This window comes from Blastococcus sp. SYSU DS0510 (assembly GCF_054050835.1).
In genome coordinates this window covers 20,147-38,058 of the sequence record NZ_JBJHAC010000014.1, presented here as the reverse complement: position 1 = coordinate 38,058, position 17,912 = coordinate 20,147, and the positions used below count along the sequence as shown (strand labels likewise).

15 protein-coding genes are annotated in these 17,912 nt (G+C 74.5%); 11 read left to right on the top strand and 4 right to left on the bottom strand.

Going from position 1 to position 17,912, the window contains the following annotated elements; genetic code table 11:
* Positions 1-34 precede the first annotated feature (34 nt).
* The 7 genes from ACI79P_RS12805 to galK all read left to right on the top strand — a co-directional run bounded on the left by ACI79P_RS12805 (position 35) and on the right by galK (position 8,171).
* Positions 35-865 (top strand): alpha/beta hydrolase fold domain-containing protein, encoded by an 831-nt coding sequence (locus ACI79P_RS12805; protein WP_456581435.1) that lies wholly within the window; start codon positions 35-37, stop codon positions 863-865.
* A complete protein-coding gene (locus tag ACI79P_RS12800) occupies positions 862-1,713 on the top strand; it encodes a fumarylacetoacetate hydrolase family protein (protein WP_456581434.1) in 852 nt (283 codons plus the stop codon). Before ACI79P_RS12805 ends, ACI79P_RS12800 begins: the two co-directional genes overlap by 4 nt.
* Positions 1,710-2,963, top strand: coding sequence for a DUF3500 domain-containing protein (locus tag ACI79P_RS12795; RefSeq protein WP_456581433.1), 1,254 nt, complete (start codon positions 1,710-1,712; stop codon positions 2,961-2,963). Before ACI79P_RS12800 ends, ACI79P_RS12795 begins: the two co-directional genes overlap by 4 nt.
* Positions 2,964-3,138: 175 nt before the next feature.
* Positions 3,139-4,794 (top strand): FAD-dependent monooxygenase, encoded by a 1,656-nt coding sequence (locus ACI79P_RS12790; RefSeq protein WP_456581432.1) that lies wholly within the window; start codon positions 3,139-3,141, stop codon positions 4,792-4,794.
* Complete coding sequence (locus ACI79P_RS12785; RefSeq protein WP_456581431.1) at positions 4,791-5,999, top strand: glycoside hydrolase family 1 protein; 1,209 nt, start codon at positions 4,791-4,793, stop codon at positions 5,997-5,999. The genes ACI79P_RS12790 and ACI79P_RS12785 overlap by 4 nt, the downstream gene beginning before the upstream one ends.
* 4 nt (positions 6,000-6,003) lie before the next feature.
* Positions 6,004-7,014 carry a UDP-glucose--hexose-1-phosphate uridylyltransferase gene (locus ACI79P_RS12780; RefSeq protein WP_456581430.1) on the top strand — a complete coding sequence of 337 codons (1,011 nt, stop codon included), beginning with the start codon at positions 6,004-6,006 and terminating at the stop codon, positions 7,012-7,014.
* Positions 7,011-8,171, top strand: a complete 1,161-nt coding sequence (galK, locus tag ACI79P_RS12775) for a galactokinase (RefSeq protein WP_456581429.1) — start codon at positions 7,011-7,013, stop codon at positions 8,169-8,171. Before ACI79P_RS12780 ends, galK begins: the two co-directional genes overlap by 4 nt.
* A 7-nt stretch (positions 8,172-8,178) precedes the next feature.
* On the opposite strand, the gene ACI79P_RS12770 is transcribed toward galK, so the two are convergent.
* From ACI79P_RS12770 to rhaI, 3 genes are all read right to left on the bottom strand, one after another.
* Positions 8,179-9,648: a rhamnulokinase gene (locus ACI79P_RS12770; RefSeq protein WP_456581428.1), complete on the bottom strand. Its 1,470-nt coding sequence runs from the start codon at positions 9,646-9,648 to the stop codon at positions 8,179-8,181.
* The gene (locus tag ACI79P_RS12765) at positions 9,645-11,681 is read right to left on the bottom strand and encodes a bifunctional aldolase/short-chain dehydrogenase (RefSeq protein ID WP_456581427.1); all 2,037 of its coding nucleotides are present in this window, start codon (positions 11,679-11,681) and stop codon (positions 9,645-9,647) included. Before ACI79P_RS12765 ends, ACI79P_RS12770 begins: the two co-directional genes overlap by 4 nt.
* A gap of 94 nt (positions 11,682-11,775) precedes the next feature.
* Positions 11,776-12,948 (bottom strand): L-rhamnose isomerase, encoded by a 1,173-nt coding sequence (gene rhaI, locus ACI79P_RS12760; RefSeq protein WP_456581426.1) that lies wholly within the window; start codon positions 12,946-12,948, stop codon positions 11,776-11,778.
* Between the two features lie 141 nt (positions 12,949-13,089).
* On the opposite strand from rhaI, the gene ACI79P_RS12755 reads away from it, so the two are divergent.
* Genes ACI79P_RS12755 through ACI79P_RS12740 form a run of 4 tightly spaced genes read left to right on the top strand, consistent with a single transcriptional unit; the run spans position 13,090 to position 16,902 of the window.
* Positions 13,090-14,106 carry a LacI family DNA-binding transcriptional regulator gene (locus ACI79P_RS12755; RefSeq protein WP_456581425.1) on the top strand — a complete coding sequence of 339 codons (1,017 nt, stop codon included), beginning with the start codon at positions 13,090-13,092 and terminating at the stop codon, positions 14,104-14,106.
* Positions 14,103-14,846 (top strand): (Fe-S)-binding protein, encoded by a 744-nt coding sequence (locus tag ACI79P_RS12750; protein WP_456581424.1) that lies wholly within the window; start codon positions 14,103-14,105, stop codon positions 14,844-14,846. Before ACI79P_RS12755 ends, ACI79P_RS12750 begins: the two co-directional genes overlap by 4 nt.
* Positions 14,843-16,303 (top strand): LutB/LldF family L-lactate oxidation iron-sulfur protein, encoded by a 1,461-nt coding sequence (locus ACI79P_RS12745; protein ID WP_456581423.1) that lies wholly within the window; start codon positions 14,843-14,845, stop codon positions 16,301-16,303. Before ACI79P_RS12750 ends, ACI79P_RS12745 begins: the two co-directional genes overlap by 4 nt.
* Positions 16,300-16,902, top strand: a complete 603-nt coding sequence (locus ACI79P_RS12740; protein WP_456581422.1) for a LutC/YkgG family protein — start codon at positions 16,300-16,302, stop codon at positions 16,900-16,902. The genes ACI79P_RS12745 and ACI79P_RS12740 overlap by 4 nt, the downstream gene beginning before the upstream one ends.
* 10 nt (positions 16,903-16,912) lie before the next feature.
* On the opposite strand, the gene ACI79P_RS12735 is transcribed toward ACI79P_RS12740, so the two are convergent.
* Positions 16,913-17,893 carry a phosphotriesterase family protein gene (locus ACI79P_RS12735; protein WP_456581421.1) on the bottom strand — a complete coding sequence of 327 codons (981 nt, stop codon included), beginning with the start codon at positions 17,891-17,893 and terminating at the stop codon, positions 16,913-16,915.
* Positions 17,894-17,912: the final 19 nt, after the last annotated feature.

The window sequence follows — 17,912 nt, the reverse complement described above, 5'->3', positions numbered from 1 at the left end:
TCCGGCCCACCCCGGGCCGGAGGGCACCCGGGTCGTGCCCGGCGTCCCCTACGCCGGGTGGCCCGGCACCCGGCCGCTCGAGCTGGACCTCCACCTGCCGGCCGGAGCGGACCCGGTTCCGGTCGTCGTCTTCCTGCACGGCGGCGGCTGGCGGCTGGGCAGCCGGCACGGCGCCGGCCCGATGTACCGGGAGCGGTCCCCGTTCACGCGGCTGGCGCTCGCCGGGATCGCCGTCGCGAGCGTCGACTACCGGCTCTCCGGTGAGGCGACGTTCCCGGCGCAGCTGCACGACGCGAAGGCCGCCGTCCGCTGGCTGCGCGCCCGCGCCGGCGAGCTGGGGATCGACCCGGACCGGATCGCCGCCTGGGGCGAGTCGGCCGGCGGGCACCTGGCCGAGCTGCTGGGCCTGGTCTCCGACGCAGGGCTGGAGGGGGACGTCGGCGTGCCCGGCCCCTCGAGCCGGGTGGCCGCGGTCGTCGCCTGGTACGCCCCGAGCGACGTCGCCACGGTCGCCACCGACACCGGCGGCGACCCGGCCGACCCGACGACCCGTGAGGCGCAGCTGCTGGGAGCCCCGGCCCCCGACGTGCCCGAGCTCGCCGCCCTGGCGAGCCCGCTCGCGCACGTCTCCCCCACCGCACCGCCGTTCCTGCTGCTCCACGGCCGGGACGACCGGTTCGTCCCGTGCGTGCAGAGCGAGCGGCTCCGCGACGCCCTGGCCACCGCCGGGACCGACGTGGAGCTGCACACCTACCCCGGCGCCGACCACATGTGGCTCGGCGCCCCCGACGCCGCGGCCGACGCCGTGGACCGCACCGCCGCGTTCCTGCGGCGGCACCTGATCCACCGAGGAGAGCAGTCATGAGGATCGTCGGCATCCGCCGGGACGGCGGGCCGGTCGAGGTCGCGTCGCTGTCGGACGACGGCGCGCACGTCACCGTCGTGGCGGGGCTCGAGGAGTTCTGGGCCGACGCCGCGGGCCACCTCTCCCGGGAGCCCGGCGGGGAGAGGGTCCCGGCCGCGGGGGTGGACTTCGTACCGCCCGTGCTGCCGGGCGCCCGGGTGGTCTGCATCGGGCTGAACTACCTCAAGCACGTCGCCGAGGGCTCCTTCGCCGGCGACGGCGTGCCGCCGTACCCCACGCTGTTCGCCCGGTGGACGCAGTCGCTCACCGTCGGCGGCGCCGAGGTGCCCGTCCCCTCCGACGAGGACGGGCTCGACTGGGAGGGCGAGGTCATGGCGTACGTCGGGTCCGCCCTGGTGGACGCCACCCCGGAGGAGGCGCTGGCCGCCGTGGTCGGCTACTCGACGTTCAACGACCTCACCTCGCGCAGGGCCCAGAAGCTCACCAGCCAGTGGATCCTCGGCAAGAACGGCGACCGGTCCGGCCCGCTCGGGCCGATCGTCCCCGCCGCCGAGGTCGGCGACCTGCGCGACGGACTGCGGGTGCGCACCCGCGTCAACGGCGAGACCGTCCAGGACGCCAGCACCGACGAGATGGTCTACACCGTCGGCGACACCCTCTCGCTCGTCTCCCGGACCTTCACCGTGCGCCCCGGTGACCTGCTGGCCACGGGCACGCCGGCCGGGGTGGGCTACGGGCGGACGCCGCCGTGGCTGCTGCGGCCCGGCGACGTCGTCGAGGTCGAGGTCGAGCGTCTCGGCGTCCTGCGCAACCCGATCGTCGGCAACGACGTCCGGAGCGCCCGGTGAGCGGCGAGTTCCGCCGGTACCTCTTCTCGCAAGACCACCCGCGGCTGGCCGGGGTCCGCGGGATAGACCCCTACGCCTACCGCGAGCACGCCCGGACCCCGGGCACGTTCACCGGCGGCCTGGTCGAGGGGTGGACCCCGCTCTACCGGAACGAGTTCCGCGGCGTCACCGAGGACGGGACGCTGCGGGACGAGCTGTACGAGCTGACCCCGGCCGAGCCCGGTGAGGAGGCGCCGGTCGAGGCCATGGTCGCCGCGGCCCACGACCTGCTCGCCGTCCTAGACGACGACGGGCGGGAGCGCATCTCCTTCGCCGTCGACGCCGTCGAGTGGCAGACCTGGGCCAACCCGGAGTTCATGCAGTTCGACACCGGGCTGCGGCTGGACCTGCAGCCCGAGGCCGTCCGCGCGAAGGCGCTCGCCCTGGTGGCCGCCTCGCTCTCCCCCGATGGGTACGAGCTCGCGCACGCGATGATGCTGATCAACGGGTTCCTCGGCGAGGTCGTCGACCTGGAGACCGTGCTGAACGAGTTCAGCTACAACATCGCCCTCTACGGCGACCCCGACCCGCGCGCTCCGTGGGGCTGGCAGCTGTTCGGCCACCACTGCGCGGTCAACTGCCTCGTCGTCGAGGGCCGGATGGTCGTCTCCCCGGTGTTCCTGGGCGCCGAGCCCGACGAGATCGACGAGGGCCCGCACGCCGGCCTGTCCGGCGTGTTCGCCGACCGGATCGCCCTCGGCACCGAGCTGATGGCCGCGTTGCCCGAGGACCAGCGCCGGGCGGCCACCGTCTACGAGCGGATGGTCGACCCGGCCATGCCGCCGGGCCGGGTGCACCCGGGTGACGAGCGCCACCTCGCCGGCGCCTTCCAGGACAACCGCGTCATCCCGTTCGAGGGCGTGCGGGTGGCCGAGACGCCGGCCGACGCGCAGGCGGTCGCCCTCCGGATCGCCGAGGCGTTCCTCCGGCTGCTGCCCGAGGGCCCCCGGCGGGCCCGGATGCGCGAGGTCGAGGAGCACCTCGACGAGACCTGGTTCGCCTGGATCGGCGGTTCCGCGCCCGGCGACGTCTTCTACTACCGCCTCCAGTCGCCGGTGCTGATCGCCGAGCTCGACCACCACTGCGGCGTCTTCCTGGACTACGACACCCCGCAGCCCTTCCACGTCCACACCGTGCTGCGAACCCCGCACGGCAACGACTACGGCCGCGCCTGGGTGCGGCAGTGGCTGGAGCGGCCCGCGGCCGGGTGACAGCGGACCTGCCGGTTCCGCACTGCCGCCCAATGGCAATGGGCTACGGGGACGTGACCCCCGCCACCGATGCTGGACGGGCGGCGAGGAGCCCCGGAACGCCCCCGGCGACCGGCCGCGCACACCTCTGCACGTCCGCTCGCCCGGCGAGCGGTGCCCCCCGACAGGAGAACCCATGACGAGCGTGCCCGACCACGTCCCGGTGCTGATCGCCGGCGGCGGGCCCAGCGGCCTGGCCGCCGCCCTCGAGCTCGGCCGCCGCGGAGTCGAGGTCCTCGTCGTCGAACCGCGGACCGTGCTCGACCCGCTCCGGCCCCGGGCCAAGACGACGAGCGCGCGCACGATGGAGCACCTGCGGCGCTGGGGCATCGCCGACCGGCTGCGCTCGCTGGCACCGCTGCCGGTGGCGCACGCCCAGGACGTCGTCTTCGTCACCGGCCTGTTCGGCCACGAGATCACCCGCTTCCCCGAGGCCTTCGGGCTGTGGGAGGGACGGCGGGAGCTGGCGGCCGAGGCCGGGCAGCAGGCTCCCCAGCCGCTGGTGGAGGAGGTCCTCCGCGAGGCGGCGGCCGCCCTGCCGAGCGTGACGCTGCTGACCGGCTGGCGGGTCGCCTCCGTGCTGGACGGACCTGCCGGGGTCCGCACGGTCGTCGAGGACCCGGGTGGTGCGCCGCACCGCGTGTCCGCGGACTACCTGCTCGGCTGCGACGGCAGCGGTGGGATCAGCCGCAAGGCGATCGGCGCCCGGTACGAGGGCTCCTCCGGCACCCTCCCCAACCTGAGCATCACCTTCCGCAGCCGGGCGCTGGAGGAGCGAGAGCTGTGCGCCCTCGGCATCCACTACTGGGTGATCGGCGCCGAACGCGGCGGCCTCATGGGCAGGCTGGACCTCGACGGAACCTGGTGGGCGATCGTGCAGGGCGTCGACGGCCGGTCCGACGAGGTCGACCCGGTGGCCCTCGTCCAGGCGCTCGCGGGCGCCGAGATCGACGTCGAGGTGCTGGCCACCGACCCGTGGTCGGCGCGGATGCTCCTGGTGGACCGCTACCGCGGTGAGCGGGTCTTCCTCGTGGGCGACGCCGCACACCTCAACCCGCCGTGGGGCGGTCACGGCTTCAACACCTGCGTCGGCGACGCGGTGAACCTGGGCTGGAAGCTCGCCGCCGTGCTGCAGGGCTGGGCGGGCCCCGCGCTGCTCGACAGCTACGAGGCCGAACGGCGCCCCGTGGCGCTGCGGACCATCCGGGCCGCCGGCGAGCAGGAGTCCTTCCTCGCGCCGGCGTTCGCCGACGCCGACCTGGACGACGAGGGCACGGCCGGCCGGCTGCTGCGCGCCGACCTGGCCCGCCGCCTGGAGGTGAAGGACAGCGAGTTCCACAGCCTCGGCCTCGTCCTCGGTTACGACTACGCCGGCTCGCCCGTCGTCGTCCCGGACGGCGCGCACGTGCCCCCGCCGACGCTGGAGACCTACACGCGGTCGGCCCACCCCGGCGCCCGTCTCCCCCACGCGTGGCTGCCCGACGGGAGGTCGGTGTACGACGCCCTGGACACCGGGCTGACCCTGCTGCGGCTGGCCGGGGACGCCCCCGTCAGCGGGCTGACCTCGGCCGCCGCAGACCTGGGCATCCCGCTGGAGGTCGTGGACCTGACCGGCGTCCCGGAGCTGCGGGCCCGCTGCGCGGCGGACCTGGTGCTGGTGCGCCCCGATCAGCACGTGGCCTGGCGCGGCACCCGCGTCGACGAGCCACGGCACGTGCTCCGCACCGTCCTCGGGCACGCCCCGGCCCCCGTCCTCCCCCTTCCGCCGCCCCTCGAGGAGATCAGCCGATGACCGCCGAGCCGCTCGCCCACCCGCCCGCCGGCACCTTCCCCGAGGGCTTCCTCTGGGGCACCGCCACCGCCGCGCACCAGGTCGAGGGCGGCAACGTCAACAACGACCACTGGGAGCTCGAGCACGCCGAGCACTCCCCCTTCGCCGAGCCCAGCGGCGACGCCTGCGACTCCTGGCACCGCTGGGCCGAGGACCTCGACCTGGTGGCCGGCGCCGGGCTGAACACCTACCGGTTCAGCCTCGAGTGGAGCCGGATCGAGCCCGCGGAGGGCGAGTTCTCCCGCGCGAACCTCGACCACTACCGGCGCATGATCGACGGCTGCCGCGACCGCGGGCTGACCCCCATCGTCACGCTCGTGCACTTCACGATGCCGCGCTGGCTGATGCACGACGGCGGCTGGACGGGTGCCCGGACCGGTGACCGGATCGCACGGTTCACCGAGTACGTGGCCCCGGCCCTGCGCGACGCCGGCTACGTCGCCACGATCAACGAGCCCAACCTCATGGCCGCCCAGCCGGTGATGGGCGCGATGGCTCGTCGCGGTGAGCAGATCAAGGGCCTGCCCCGCCCCGACCAGGGGGTCGCCGACGCGCTGCTGGAACTGCACCGCCGCAGCATGGAGGCGCTGCGCGCCGCAGGCTCCCCGCCCGCGGGCATGACCCTCGTCGGGCGCGAGCACATCGCCGAGGACGGCGGCGAGGAGCTGATGCGCGAGGAGCGCGCCGCCTTCGAGGACCAGTTCCTCGCCGCGGCGGCGGGCGACGACTGGCTCGGGCTGCAGATCTACACCGCGGCCCGCTTCGGCCCCGACGGGCTGATCGCCCCGGCGCCGGAGCTGCAGACGCTCGCGCACGGGATGGAGCGCCGGCCGCAGGCGCTCGGCGCCGCGGTGCGGCGGGCGGCCGAGGTGCTGCCGGGCCTTCCGCTGCTGGTCACCGAGAACGGCATCGCCACCGCCGACGACGCCGACCGCATCGCGTTCACCGACGAGGCGCTGCGCAGCCTGGCGGCCGCGATCGCCGACGGCGCCGACGTCCGCGGCTACGTGCACTGGAGCCTGCTGGACAACTTCGAGTGGATGCTGGGCTACGCGCCGACCTTCGGCCTCGTGGCCGTCGACCGGCAGACCTTCGCCCGGACCCCGAAGCCGAGTCTCGCGTGGCTGGGGGGCGTGGCCCGCCGCAACGGCCTCACGGCATCCTGATCGCGTGTTCGACTCGACGCACCGGCGGCTAAACCGGCTCACCGGCGAGTGGGTGCTCGTCTCACCGCACCGCACGGCTCGGCCGTGGCAGGGCCAGGTGGAGGACGCGCGGGTGCCCGATCTGCCCGCGTACGACCCGCAGTGCTACCTCTGCCCGGGCAACGAGCGCGCCGGAGGGCACCGCACCCCGGCCTACGACGCGACGTTCGTCTTCGACAACGACTTCGCCGCGCTGACCCCGGACGCCGCGCCCGCGGTGTCGGATCGGGACGGTCTGCTGGTCGCCGAGAGCGAGCGGGGCGTCTGCCGGGTGGTCTGCTACTCACCGCGGCACGACCTCCCGCTCGGGCGGCTGCCGGTCGAGGAGGTCCGCGCGGTCGTGGACACCTGGGCCGACCAGTACACCGAGCTCGGCGGGCTCGACTGGGTGAGCTGGGTGCAGGTGTTCGAGAACCGCGGCGCGGCGATGGGTGCCAGCAACCCGCATCCGCACGGCCAGATCTGGGCGGAGGAGCGGCTGCCCACCGAGGCGGTCCGCGAGCTCGCCGCCCAGGACGCCGCCGCCGCGGCCGGGAGCTGCCTGCTGTGCGACTACCTGGCGGTCGAGGAGGCGGACGGGGAGCGCATCGTGTTCCGGGACGAGCACGTCACGGTGCTGGTGCCCTTCTGGGCGGTCTGGCCGTTCGAGACCCTGGTGCTGCCGCGGGGCCACTGCGGCGCCGTGCCCGACCTCGACGGGGCCCGGCGGGACGCGCTCGCCGCCGCGCTCCGGCGGCTCTCCCGCCGGTACGACGCGCTGTTCGGCGTGCCGTTCCCCTACACGATGGGGCTGCACCAGCGCCCCACCGACGGCGGCACCCACCCGGGGTGGCACCTGCACGGGCACTTCTACCCGCCGCTGCTGCGCTCGGCCACGGTGCGGAAGTTCATGGTCGGCTACGAGATGCTGGCGCAGCCCCAGCGGGACATCACTCCGGAGACCGCGGCCGCGCGGCTGCGCGAGGCGTCGGCGTGACCGGGGTCCGCGCGACCTTCGCCCGCACGGTCGGCGGGAACCCCGACCTCGTCGTCCGCTCGCCGGGCCGGGTGAACCTGATCGGCGAGCACACCGACTACAACGACGGGTTCGTGCTCCCGGCCGCGCTCGACCGCGGCACCGTCGTGGCGGCCCGCCGGCGCGCGGACGGCCGGCTGCGGACCACCGCCGTGCGCATGGGCGAGACCGATGAGCGCCTGCTGGCCGACCTGCGCCCGCACGAGGGGCCGGGCTGGTCCCGCTACGTGGCCGGGGCCGCCGCCGTGCTGCAGGACGAGGGGCACGACGTCCCCGGGGCCGATCTCGTCGTCGACAGCGACCTGCCGCTCGGGGCCGGGCTGTCGTCGTCGGCGTCCCTGGAGCTCGGCGTCCTGGTGGCGCTGCTCGCCCTGGCCGGGGAGCAGCTGCCGCCGCAGCGGCTGGCCCGCCTGGGGCAGCGGGTGGAGCACGAGGTCATCGGCGTGCGCAGCGGGATCATGGACCAGCTGGCCATCGCCTGCGGCGCCGCGGGTTCCGCGGTGCTGATCGACTGCCGCTCGCTGGCGGCCGAGACCGTCCCCGTCCCCGCCGGCACCGCGATCCTGGTCCTCGACAGCGCCGTCCCCCGCACCCTGGCCGGGTCGGCCTACAACGACCGCCGGGCGGAGTGCGAGGCCGCCGTCGCGGCGCTCCGCGCCGTGGAACCCGGGCTGAGCGCGCTGCGCGACGTCTCCCCCGCCCTGCTCGCCGAGCACGCCCACCTGCTCGGTGACGTGCAGCTGCGCCGGGCCCGGCACGTGGTGGGCGAGAACGGCCGGGTGCTGGCCGGTGCCGCCGCGCTGCGGCTCGGGGACGCGGCCGCGTTCGGCGAGCTGATGGGCCGCTCGCACGCCTCCCTGCGCGACGACTACGAGGTGAGCATCCCCGAGCTCGACACCCTGGTGGAGCTCGCCGAGGCCACGCCCGGCGTCCTCGGCGCCCGGCTGACCGGCGCCGGGTTCGGCGGCTGCGCCGTGGCGCTGGCCGACGCGGAGCAGGCCGCCGGGGCGGCCGCGGCCATCACGGCCGCCTACCGCTCGGCCACCGGGCGCGCCGGCGAGGCCACCGTCTGCGTCCCCTCGGACGGCGCCCGGGTGGTCTGGCCGCCGGCCGGCTGAACCGGGCTCAGCCCAGGCGGCGCTCGGCCGCCGCCCAGGCGTCGCCCGTCCCCGCCGGCCGGTAGGTCCGCACCTCCTGGGTCGCCCGCAGCAGCGACCGGAGTTCCGGCAGCCCGCCGGCCACCACGCCGGCGGCCCGCGCCTGGACCAGGGCGTTGCCCAGCGCGGCGGCCTCCACCGGGCCGGCGACCACGAGCAGCCCGCAGGCGTCCGCGGTGAGCTGGCACAGCAGCGCGTTCCGGGCGCCGCCCCCGACCAGGTGCACGACCTCGACGTCGCGGCCGGACAGCTCCGCCGCGCGGCGGACGGTGCGGCGGTAGGCCAGCGCCAGGCTGTCGAGGATGCAGCGGACGATCTCGGCCTGGCTCTGCGGCGGCGTCTGCCTGGTCTCGGCGCACACCTGGGCGATGCGGGCCGGCATGTCCCCCGGCGGCAGGAAGCGTCCGTCGTCCGGGTCCACGACGGCGGTGAACGCCGGAACGCGCGCCGCCGCAGCGAGGAGGTCGGGCAGGTCGGCGGGCAGGCCGGCCGCCGCCCAGGTCCGCAGCGACTCCTGCAGCAGCCACAGCCCCATGACGTTGCGCAGGTACCGCACGGTGCCGTCGACGCCGAGCTCGTTGGTGAACCCCGCAGCCCGGCTCTCCTCGGTGAGCACCGGCGCGTCCAGCTCCACCCCGACCAGCGACCAGGTGCCGCAGGAGACGTAGGCGAACCGCTCGGACCCCGCCGGCACCCCGACGACGGCGGAGGCGGTGTCGTGGGAGCCGACCGCGGTCACCGGCACCGGGCCGGTCAGCCCCGTCTCGATCAGCACCTCGGGGGTGAGCTCGCCCAGCCGCTCCCCCGGCTGCCGCAGCGGCGGGAGCAGCCCGCGGTCCAGCCCGAGCCGGTCGATGACGCCCCAGGCCCACCCGCGGGTGGTGGCGTCCAGCAGCCCCGTGGTGGAGGCGTTGGTGACCTCCGCGCCCACGGCACCGGTGAGCCAGTACGCCAGCAGGTCGGGCACCAGCAGCGCCGTGCGGGCCGCGGCGAACTGCGCGGTGCCCTGGGCGGCGGCGAGCTGGAAGACCGTGTTGAACGGCAGGTGCTGCAGGCCGGTGACCCGGTACAGCTCCTCGGGCGGGACGGCCCGGTGCACGGCGGGCACGGCGGTGGCGTGCCGGGCGTCCCGGTAGTGCACCGGGTTGCCCAGCAGCGCGCCGTCGGCGTCGAGCAGCCCGACGTCGACCGCCCAGCTGTCGATCCCCACCCCGTCCAGCCGCCCGACCTCCCGGCCGGTGGCCCGCAGCCCGTCGAGCACGCCGGCGTACAGCCCCAGGACGTCCCAGTGCAGCGTCCCCGACGTGCGCACCGGCCGGTTGGGGAAGCGGTGCACCTCGGTGAGGCCCAGCCGGTCGGGGCCGACCGTCGCCGCCATCACCCGGCCGCTGGACGCCCCGAGGTCGACGGCGGCGAAGGTCAGCTCCCGGTCGGTCACCGCAGGAACGCGGCGGCCACGCCGGAGTCGACCGGCACGTGCAGGCCCGTCGTCCGGGAGAGCTCCCCGCCGGTCAGGGCGAAGACGGCGTCGGCCACGTGCTCGGGCAGCACCTCGCGCTTGAGCAGGGTGCGCTGGGCGTAGAACTGGCCCAGCTCCTCCTCGGGCACCCCGTACACGGCGGCGCGCTTGGCGCCCCAGCCGCCGGCGAAGATGCCGGACCCGCGGACCACGCCGTCGGGGTTGATGCCGTTGACCCGGATCTGGTGCTCGCCGAGCTCGGCGGCCAGCAGCCGGACCTGGTGCGCCTGGTCGGCCTTGGTCGAGGAGTAGGCGATGTTGCTCGGGCCGGCGAAGACCGCGTTCTTGCTGGAGATGTAGACGACGTCGCCGCCCATCCCCTGCTCGATCATGATCCGGGCCGCCTCGCGTGAGACGAGGAAGCTGCCCTTGGCCATGACGTCGTGCTGGAGGTCCCAGTCGGCCTCGGTGGTCTCCAGCAGCGGCTTGGAGATCGACAGCCCGGCGTTGTTCACCACCAGGTCCACCCCGCCGAAGGCGAGCACCGCCTCGCGGAACGCGGCGGCCACCGCCTCGGCGTCGCTGACGTCGGCGGCGACGCCGATCGCGACGTCGGAGTTCCCGATGCCGGCGGCGGCGTCGGTCGCCTTCTGCAGGTCCAGGTCGGCGACGACGACGCACGCGCCCTCCGCGGCCAGCCGCTCGGCGATGGCCTTGCCGATCCCGCTCGCGGCGCCGGTGACCAGCGCGACCCGGGCGGCCAAGGGCTTGGGCTTCGGCATCCGCTGGAGCTTCGCCTCCTCCAGCGCCCAGTACTCGATGCGGAACTTCTCGCTCTCGTCGATCGGCGCGTAGCTGCTGACGGCCTCGGCACCGCGCATCACGTTGATCGCGTTGACGTAGAACTCACCGGCCACCCGTGCGGTCTGCTTGTTCGCCCCGAAGCTGAACATGCCGACGCCGGGCACCAGCACGATCGCCGGGTCCGCACCGCGCATCGCCGGGCTGTCCGCGGTGGCGTGCCGGGAGTAGTAGGCGGCGTACTCCGCGCGGTACTCCTCGTGCAGCTCCCTCAGCCGCGCGACGACGTCCTGCACCGGGGCGGACGCCGGGAGGTCGACGACCATCGGCCGCACCTTCGTCCGGAGGAAGTGGTCCGGGCACGAGGTGCCCAGCGCCGCCAGGGGCGCCAGCTTCTCGCGCGACAGGAACTCCAGGACCACGTCGGAGTCGGTGAAGTGGCCGACCTGCGGCCGGTCGGTCGACGCCAGACCGCGGATCACCGGCGCCAGCGCCGCGGCCTTCGCCCGGCGCTCGGTCTCGGGTAGCGGCTCGAACCCGGGGACGACGGCGCCGAAGGGCTCGGCCGACCCGCGCTCGGCCAGGAAGCGCTCCGCGGTGCGGATGATGTCCAGCGAGTGCGCCTCGGCCTCCTCGCTGGTGGCGCCCCACGCGGTGACGCCGTGGCCGCCGAGGATGCAGCCGATCGCCTGCGGGTTCTTCTCCTTGATGGCGGCGATGTCCAGGCCCAGCTGGAAGCCGGGACGCCGCCACGGCACCCAGACGACGCGGTCGCCGAAGCACTCGCGGGTCAGCGCCTCGCCGTCGGCCGCCGTCGCCAGGGCGATGCCGGAGTCGGGATGCAGGTGGTCGACGTGCGCGGCGTCGACCAGGCCGTGCATCGCCGTGTCGATCGACGGCGCGGCGCCGCCCCGGCCGTGCAGGCAGAAGTCGAAGGCGGCGACCATCTCGTCCTCGCGGTCGACGCCCGGGTAGACGTCGACCAGCGAGCGCAGCCGGTCCAGCCGCAGCACGGCCAGGCCCGCCTCCGTCAGCGTGCCGAGGTCGCCGCCGGAGCCCTTGACCCAGAGGAGCTCGACCGGCTGCCCGGTGACCGGATCGGTCTCGGTGCCCTTGGCGGAGGTGTTGCCGCCCGCGTAGTTGGTGTTCCGAGGGTCGGCACCCAGCCGGTTGCTGCGCGCGATGAGGTCCGAGACCACGGGGTTCGTCATGTCGTGAAGTCCTCTCGATGGTGACGTGCTGGAACGGCCCGGCCGCAGGGGCCCGCGGCGCGCGCAGCGTGTCGCGGGGGGCGGCCGGGTCCTTTCAGGCGCCCCAGCCGGCCTGCCGGCCGCCGACGCGCTCGCGCTCGATGCGCTGCTGGTAGCCACTGCGGGCGAAGGCTGCGTACGGGTCGGCGTCCAGACCCTGCGACTCGCGCAGGTCGCCGAGCAGGGGGCGGACGTCGGTGCTGAAGGCGTCCATCAGGGCCGAGTGGGCGTCGAGGACCTCACCGGCCCGCTGCGCCGCCGCCAGGGCCTCGCGGTCGACCAGCAGCGCCTTCGCCGTCGCCTCCTGGACGTTCATCACCGAGCGGATCTGCCCGGGGATCTTCTTCTCCAGGTTGTGGCACTGGTCGAGCATGAAGTTGACGCCCGACTCCGGCAGGTGCGCGCCCTGGGCGACGATCTCGTTCATGATCCGGAACAGCTGGAACGGGTCGGCCGAGCCGACGATCAGGTCGTCGTCGGCGTAGTTGCGCGAGTTGAAGTCGAAGGCGCCCAGCCGGCCCACCCGCAGCAGCTGCATGACGATGAACTCGATGTTGGTGCCCGGGGCGTGGTGGCCGGTGTCGAGGACGACGGTCGCCTGCTCCCCCAGCTCCAGGCAGTGCAGCAGCGAGGTGCCCCAGTCCGGGATGTCCATCGCGTAGAAGTAGGGCTCGAAGAATTTGTACTCGAGCAGGATGCGGTGCTCGGCGTCCAGCATCGAGTAGATCTGCCGCAGGGAGTCGGCCAGCCGCTCCTGCCGGGAGCGCAGGTCGTCCTGGCCCGGGTAGTTGGTGCCGTCGGGCAGCCAGATCTTCAGGTCGGTGGAGCCGGTCAGCCGCATGACGTCGATGCACCGCGCGTGGTGGTCGATCGCCCGGCGCCGGACCACGGGGTCGGCGTGGGTGAGCGAGCCGAGCTTGTACTCGTCGTCCTGGAAGAGGTTGGAGTTGATGGCGCCGATCCGGACGCCCAGGTCGCGGGCGTGGGCGGCGAGCTTGCCGTAGTCGTCGACGAGGTCCCACGGGATGTGCAGCGACACCCGCGGCGCGACGCCGGTGTGGCGGTGCACCTGGGCGGCGTCCTCGAGCTTCTCGAACGGGTCGCGGGCGACGCCCGGCTGGCCGAAGACCTTGAAGCGGGTGCCGGAGTTGCCGAACGCCCAGGAGGGCAGCTCGATGGTCTGCTCGGCGAGCGCCGTGAGCGCCCGGGATCGCAGGGCCTGGTCCACGGAGGTGCTCCCACTGGGACGGGCGGCGAATGAATCGATTCATACCGCGATGTGACGCACCCTACGCACGGCGCTGCTACGGTGTCAAAGCCCGGCAAGTTCTCGGGCTGAGACGATTCAGAACGCACGAGAGGAGGCGCGGTGACGACCAGCATCCGCGACGTCGCCGGCCGCGCCGGCGTGTCCGTCGGCACGGTCAGCAACGTCCTGAACCGGCCGGAGACCGTCTCCCCGGGCACCCGCACGCGGGTCCTCGACGCCATCGCGGAGCTGGGCTTCGTGCGCAACGAGTCCGCCCGTCAGCTGCGCGCCGGGTCCAGCCGGAGCGTCGGGCTGGTCGTCCTCGACATCGCCAACCCCTTCTTCACCGACGTCGCCCGCGGCGTCGAGGAGGTCGTGGACGCCGCCGGGCTGTCGCTGATCCTGTGCAACACCGACGACCGCCCGGAGCGGGAGAGCGCCCACCTCGCCGTCCTCGCCGAGCAGCGCGTCAGCGGTGTCCTGATCACGCCCACCGCAGAGCTGAACGACGACATCGCCGCCCTCCGCCGACGCGGGGTCCCGGTCGTGCTGCTGGACCGCCGGGCACCCGACGCCGACCAGTGCGCGGTCGCGACCGACGACGTCCTCGGTGGCCGGCTGGCCGCCGAGCACCTGCTCGAACGCGGCCACCGGCGGATCGCCTTCATCGGGGGCGCCTCCGGCCTCCCCCAGGTGCAGGAGAGGCACGCCGGCGTGGCCGCCGCCATCGAGGAGGCGCCCGGCTCCGAGCTGACCGTCCTGTCCCCCGACGAACTGACCGTCGCCGGGGGCCGGGAGGCCGCCGCCCGGGTCATCGGCATCCCCGCCGCTCGCCGGCCGACGGCCGCGGTCTGCGCCAACGACCTCATCGCCCTCGGGGTGCTGCAGGAGATGGTCCGCCACGGGGTGCGGGTGCCGCACGACTTCGCCATCGTCGGGTACGACGACATCGACTTCGCGGCCGCGGCGGCGGTGCCGCTGACCTCGGTCAGCAAGCCCCGGCACGCACTCGGCCGGCGGGCCGCCCAGCTGCTGCTGGACGAGGGGCACGAGGGCCACGTGCACGAGCAACCGGTGTTCGAACCGGTGCTGGTGGTGCGCGAGTCCAGCATGGTCCGTCGAGAAGGGGCGTCATGAAGGTCGCGCTCTTCGCCACCTGCCTGGTCGACACGATGGTGCCGCAGGTCGCCATGGCCACCGCCCGCCTGCTCGAGCGCCTGGGCCACGAGGTCGTCGTCCCGCCGGGCCAGAGCTGCTGCGGGCAGATGCACGTCAACACCGGCTACCGGCGCGAGGCGGTGCCGATCGTCGCCAACCACGTGCGGGCCTTCGCCGGCGCGGAGGCGATCGTCGCGCCGTCGGGGTCCTGCGTCGCCTCCATCCACCACCAGCAGGCCGCGGTCGCCCGCCGGGCCGGGGAGCACGCGCTCGCCGACGACGCCGCCGTCCTGGCGGAGCGCACCCACGAGCTGTCGCAGTTCCTCGTCGACGTCCTCGGGGTCACCGACGTGGGCGCCTACTACCCGCACCGGGTCACCTACCACCCGACGTGCCACTCGCTGCGGATGCTGCGGGTCGGCGACCGGCCGCTGCGGCTGCTCCGCGCCGTCCGCGGGCTGGAGCTGGTCGAGCTACCGGCCGCCGACCAGTGCTGCGGCTTCGGCGGGACGTTCGCGGTCAAGAACGCGGAGACGTCCACGGCGATGCTCACCGACAAGATGGCAAACGTGCTGTCGACGGGCGCCGAGGTCTGCACCGCCGGTGACGCCTCCTGCCTGATGCACATCGGTGGCGGCCTCTCCCGGCTGCGATCGGGTACCCGGACGGTCCACCTCGCCGAGATCCTGGCCTCCACCGAGCAGGCGGTGGCCCGGTGACCGCCGTCTTCCTCGGCATACCGACCGCGCCCCGCGGCGTGGGGCACCTGCGCGGTGACCGCTCCTTCCCCGACGCCGCCCGGGAGTCGCTGCGCGACGGGCAGCTGCGGGCCAACCTCGGTCACGCGACCGCCACGATCCGCGGCAAGCGCGCCGCCGTCGTCGGCGAGGTGCCCGACTGGGAGGGCCTCCGCCAGGCGGGGGCCGCGATCAAGGCGGCCACGATGGCGCGCCTCGACGAGCACCTGCTGGCACTCGAGGAGCAGGTCACCGCCCGTGGCGGCACGGTGCACTGGGCCCGGGACGCCGCCGAGGCCAACCGCATCGTCACCGGCCTGGTGCAGGCGACCGGGGCCGACGAGGTGGTGAAGGTGAAGTCGATGGCCACCCAGGAGATCGGCCTCAACGAGGCGCTGCAGGCCGCCGGCATCGCGGCGCACGAGACCGACCTCGCCGAGCTGATCGTCCAGCTGGGCGAGGACACGCCCTCCCACATCCTGGTGCCGGCGATCCACAAGAACCGGGCCGAGATCCGCGAGATCTTCCTGCGCACCATGCCCGGCGTCGACCCCGGGCTGACCGACGACCCCCGCCGGCTCGCGATGGCCGCCCGGGCGCACCTGCGGGAGCGATTCCTGCGCGCCCGGGTGGCGATCAGCGGCGCGAACTTCGCCGTGGCGGAGACCGGCACGCTCGCCGTCGTCGAGTCCGAGGGCAACGGCAGGATGTGCCTCACCCTGCCGCAGACCCTGATCACCGTCATGGGCATCGAGAAGGTGGTGCCGACCTGGCGCGACCTCGAGGTCTTCCTGCAGCTGCTCCCGCGTAGCTCCACCGGCGAGCGGATGAACCCCTACACCTCGCTGTGGACCGGGGTGAGCCCGGGCGACGGCCCGCAGGAGTTCCACCTGGTGCTGGTCGACAACGGCCGGACGGCGGTGCTCGCCGACGAGGCCGGCCGCGCGGCGCTGCACTGCATCCGCTGCTCGGCGTGCCTCAACGTCTGCCCCGTGTACGAGCGGGCCGGCGGGCACGCCTACGGCTCGGTCTACCCGGGCCCGATCGGGGCGGTGCTCTCCCCGCAGCTGACCGGGGTCGAGGACAACGCCTCGCTGCCGTACGCCTCGTCGCTCTGCGGCGCCTGCTACGACGTCTGCCCGGTGGCGATCGACATCCCCTCGATCCTCGTGCACCTGCGCGCCGAGCACGTGGAGGCCCGGCAGCGCCGCACCCCCGAGGCCCTCGCCTTCCGTGCGTTGTCGACGGCGATGTCCCACCCTCGCCTGTGGCGGCTGGCGCAGCGGGCCGCCGGCCTCGGCCGGTTCCTCGCCCGCGGGAGGCCCACGCTGCCCGCCGCGCTCCCCCCGCCGGCGTCGCGCTGGACGCGGTCGCGCGATCTCCCGACCCCGCCGAGCGAGACCTTCACCCAGGCCTGGGCCCGGGAGCACGGCGGATGAGCGCCCGTGACGAGGTGCTGCGGCGCATCCGCACGGCCCTGGGCGAGGAGCGCGCCGAGGTCGCCGTCCCGCGCGGCTACCGCACCACCGACGCGCGCCCGCGGGCCGAGCTCCTCGACGTCCTCACCGACCGCCTGGAGGACTACCGCGCCACGGTCGTCCGCTGCGCTCCCGCCGAGGTGGGCGCCACCGTCACCGGGGCGCTGGCCGGACAGACGCCGGTCGTCGTCGCCCCGGGACTGCCGCAGGAATGGCGGCCGGCCAGGGCCACCGAGGACGACGACCGCCCCGCCGTGGCGCTCGCGGAGTTCGCCGCGAGCGTCACGGGGGTGGCCGTGGCCGTCGCCGAGACCGGCACCCTGGTGCTGGACGGCTCCCCCGCGTGCGGCCGGCGGGCGCTCTCCCTGCTGCCCGACGTCCTCGTCTGCGTGGTCACCGCCGAGCAGGTGGTGGGCGGGGTCCCCGAGGGGCTGGCCCGCCTGGACCCGACCGCGCCCCTGACGATGATCAGCGGGCCGTCGGCCACCAGCGACATCGAGCTCCAGCGGGTGGAGGGCGTGCACGGTCCCCGCACCCTGGTCGTCGTCCTCGTGGTGTGAGCCGTCCGGGTTACTCGAAGTAGCGCCGCGGGGTGTCGACCAGCATCTGCCGGATCTGCTCCTCGGTCATCCCCCGCTCGCGCAGCATCGGCAGCACGTCCTTGCTGATGTGCGTGTAGTTCCAGTTCGGCTGGACCTGCCGGAAGGCGGCCCGGGCCGCCGGGTCGGGGAAGTAGTCGATGAAGCAGCTGGCGTCGTGCGCCAGCACCATTCGGTCGGCGTAGCCGCGCTCGGCGAGCGCCACGATCGTGTCCACCCGCGAGGACGTCGGGTTGTAGATGTCCAGGCCGAACCGGTCCATGCCGAGCAGGCAGCCGGCCTCGGCGAGCTCGCTGAGGTAGTCCAGGTCGTTGCTGTCACCGGCGTGCCCGATCACGACCTTGGTGAGGTCGACGCCCTCCTCGCCGAACACCTGCACCGCGAGCCGTCCGGCCTCGTTGTGCGAGGACGTGTGCACGGTGATCGGCGCGCCGGTCTCCCTGTGCGTCGCCGCGACGGCGCGCACGGTCCGCTCCACGCCGGGCGTGAGGCCCTTCGCCTCGATGACGCACTTGAGGAACGCCGCCTTCACCCCCGTGTCGGCGATGCCGTCGCGGATGTCGCGGGTGAAGTCGTCGACCATCGGGTCGGTCGGCAGGTCCAACGCCAGGCCGGGGCCGCGGTGCTCGTACTGGTGCGGGATCTCGTCGTAGGTGTAGAGCCCGGTGGCCACGACGATGTTGACGTCGGTCTGCTCGGCGACCCGCTGCACCCGCGGGATGTAGCGCCCCAGCCCCCACACGGTCGGGTCGACGATCGTGTCGATGCCGAGCGCCTTGAGCTCGTCGAGCTGGCTCACCGCGTCGGCGACCCGCTCGTCCTCGTCCCACCAGTCGCCGGTGCCGTAGTTCTGCACATGCTCGGTGGAGAGCACGAACACGTGCTCGTGCATGAGGGTCGCACCGAGGTCGGCGGTGTCGATCGGGCCACGGACGGTCTCGACGGTGGGCACTGCGGGGCCTCCAGGGGGT

Coding starts and splice junctions, on each gene's coding strand:
- ACI79P_RS12750 (WP_456581424.1), top strand. CDS start 14,103: ATGAAGGTCGCGCTCTTCGCCACCTGCCTGGTCGACACGATGGTGCCG.
- ACI79P_RS12790 (WP_456581432.1), top strand. CDS start 3,139: ATGACGAGCGTGCCCGACCACGTCCCGGTGCTGATCGCCGGCGGCGGG.
- ACI79P_RS12800 (WP_456581434.1), top strand. CDS start 862: ATGAGGATCGTCGGCATCCGCCGGGACGGCGGGCCGGTCGAGGTCGCG.
- ACI79P_RS12765 (WP_456581427.1), bottom strand. CDS start 11,681: ATGACGAACCCCGTGGTCTCGGACCTCATCGCGCGCAGCAACCGGCTG.
- ACI79P_RS12740 (WP_456581422.1), top strand. CDS start 16,300: ATGAGCGCCCGTGACGAGGTGCTGCGGCGCATCCGCACGGCCCTGGGC.
- ACI79P_RS12785 (WP_456581431.1), top strand. CDS start 4,791: ATGACCGCCGAGCCGCTCGCCCACCCGCCCGCCGGCACCTTCCCCGAG.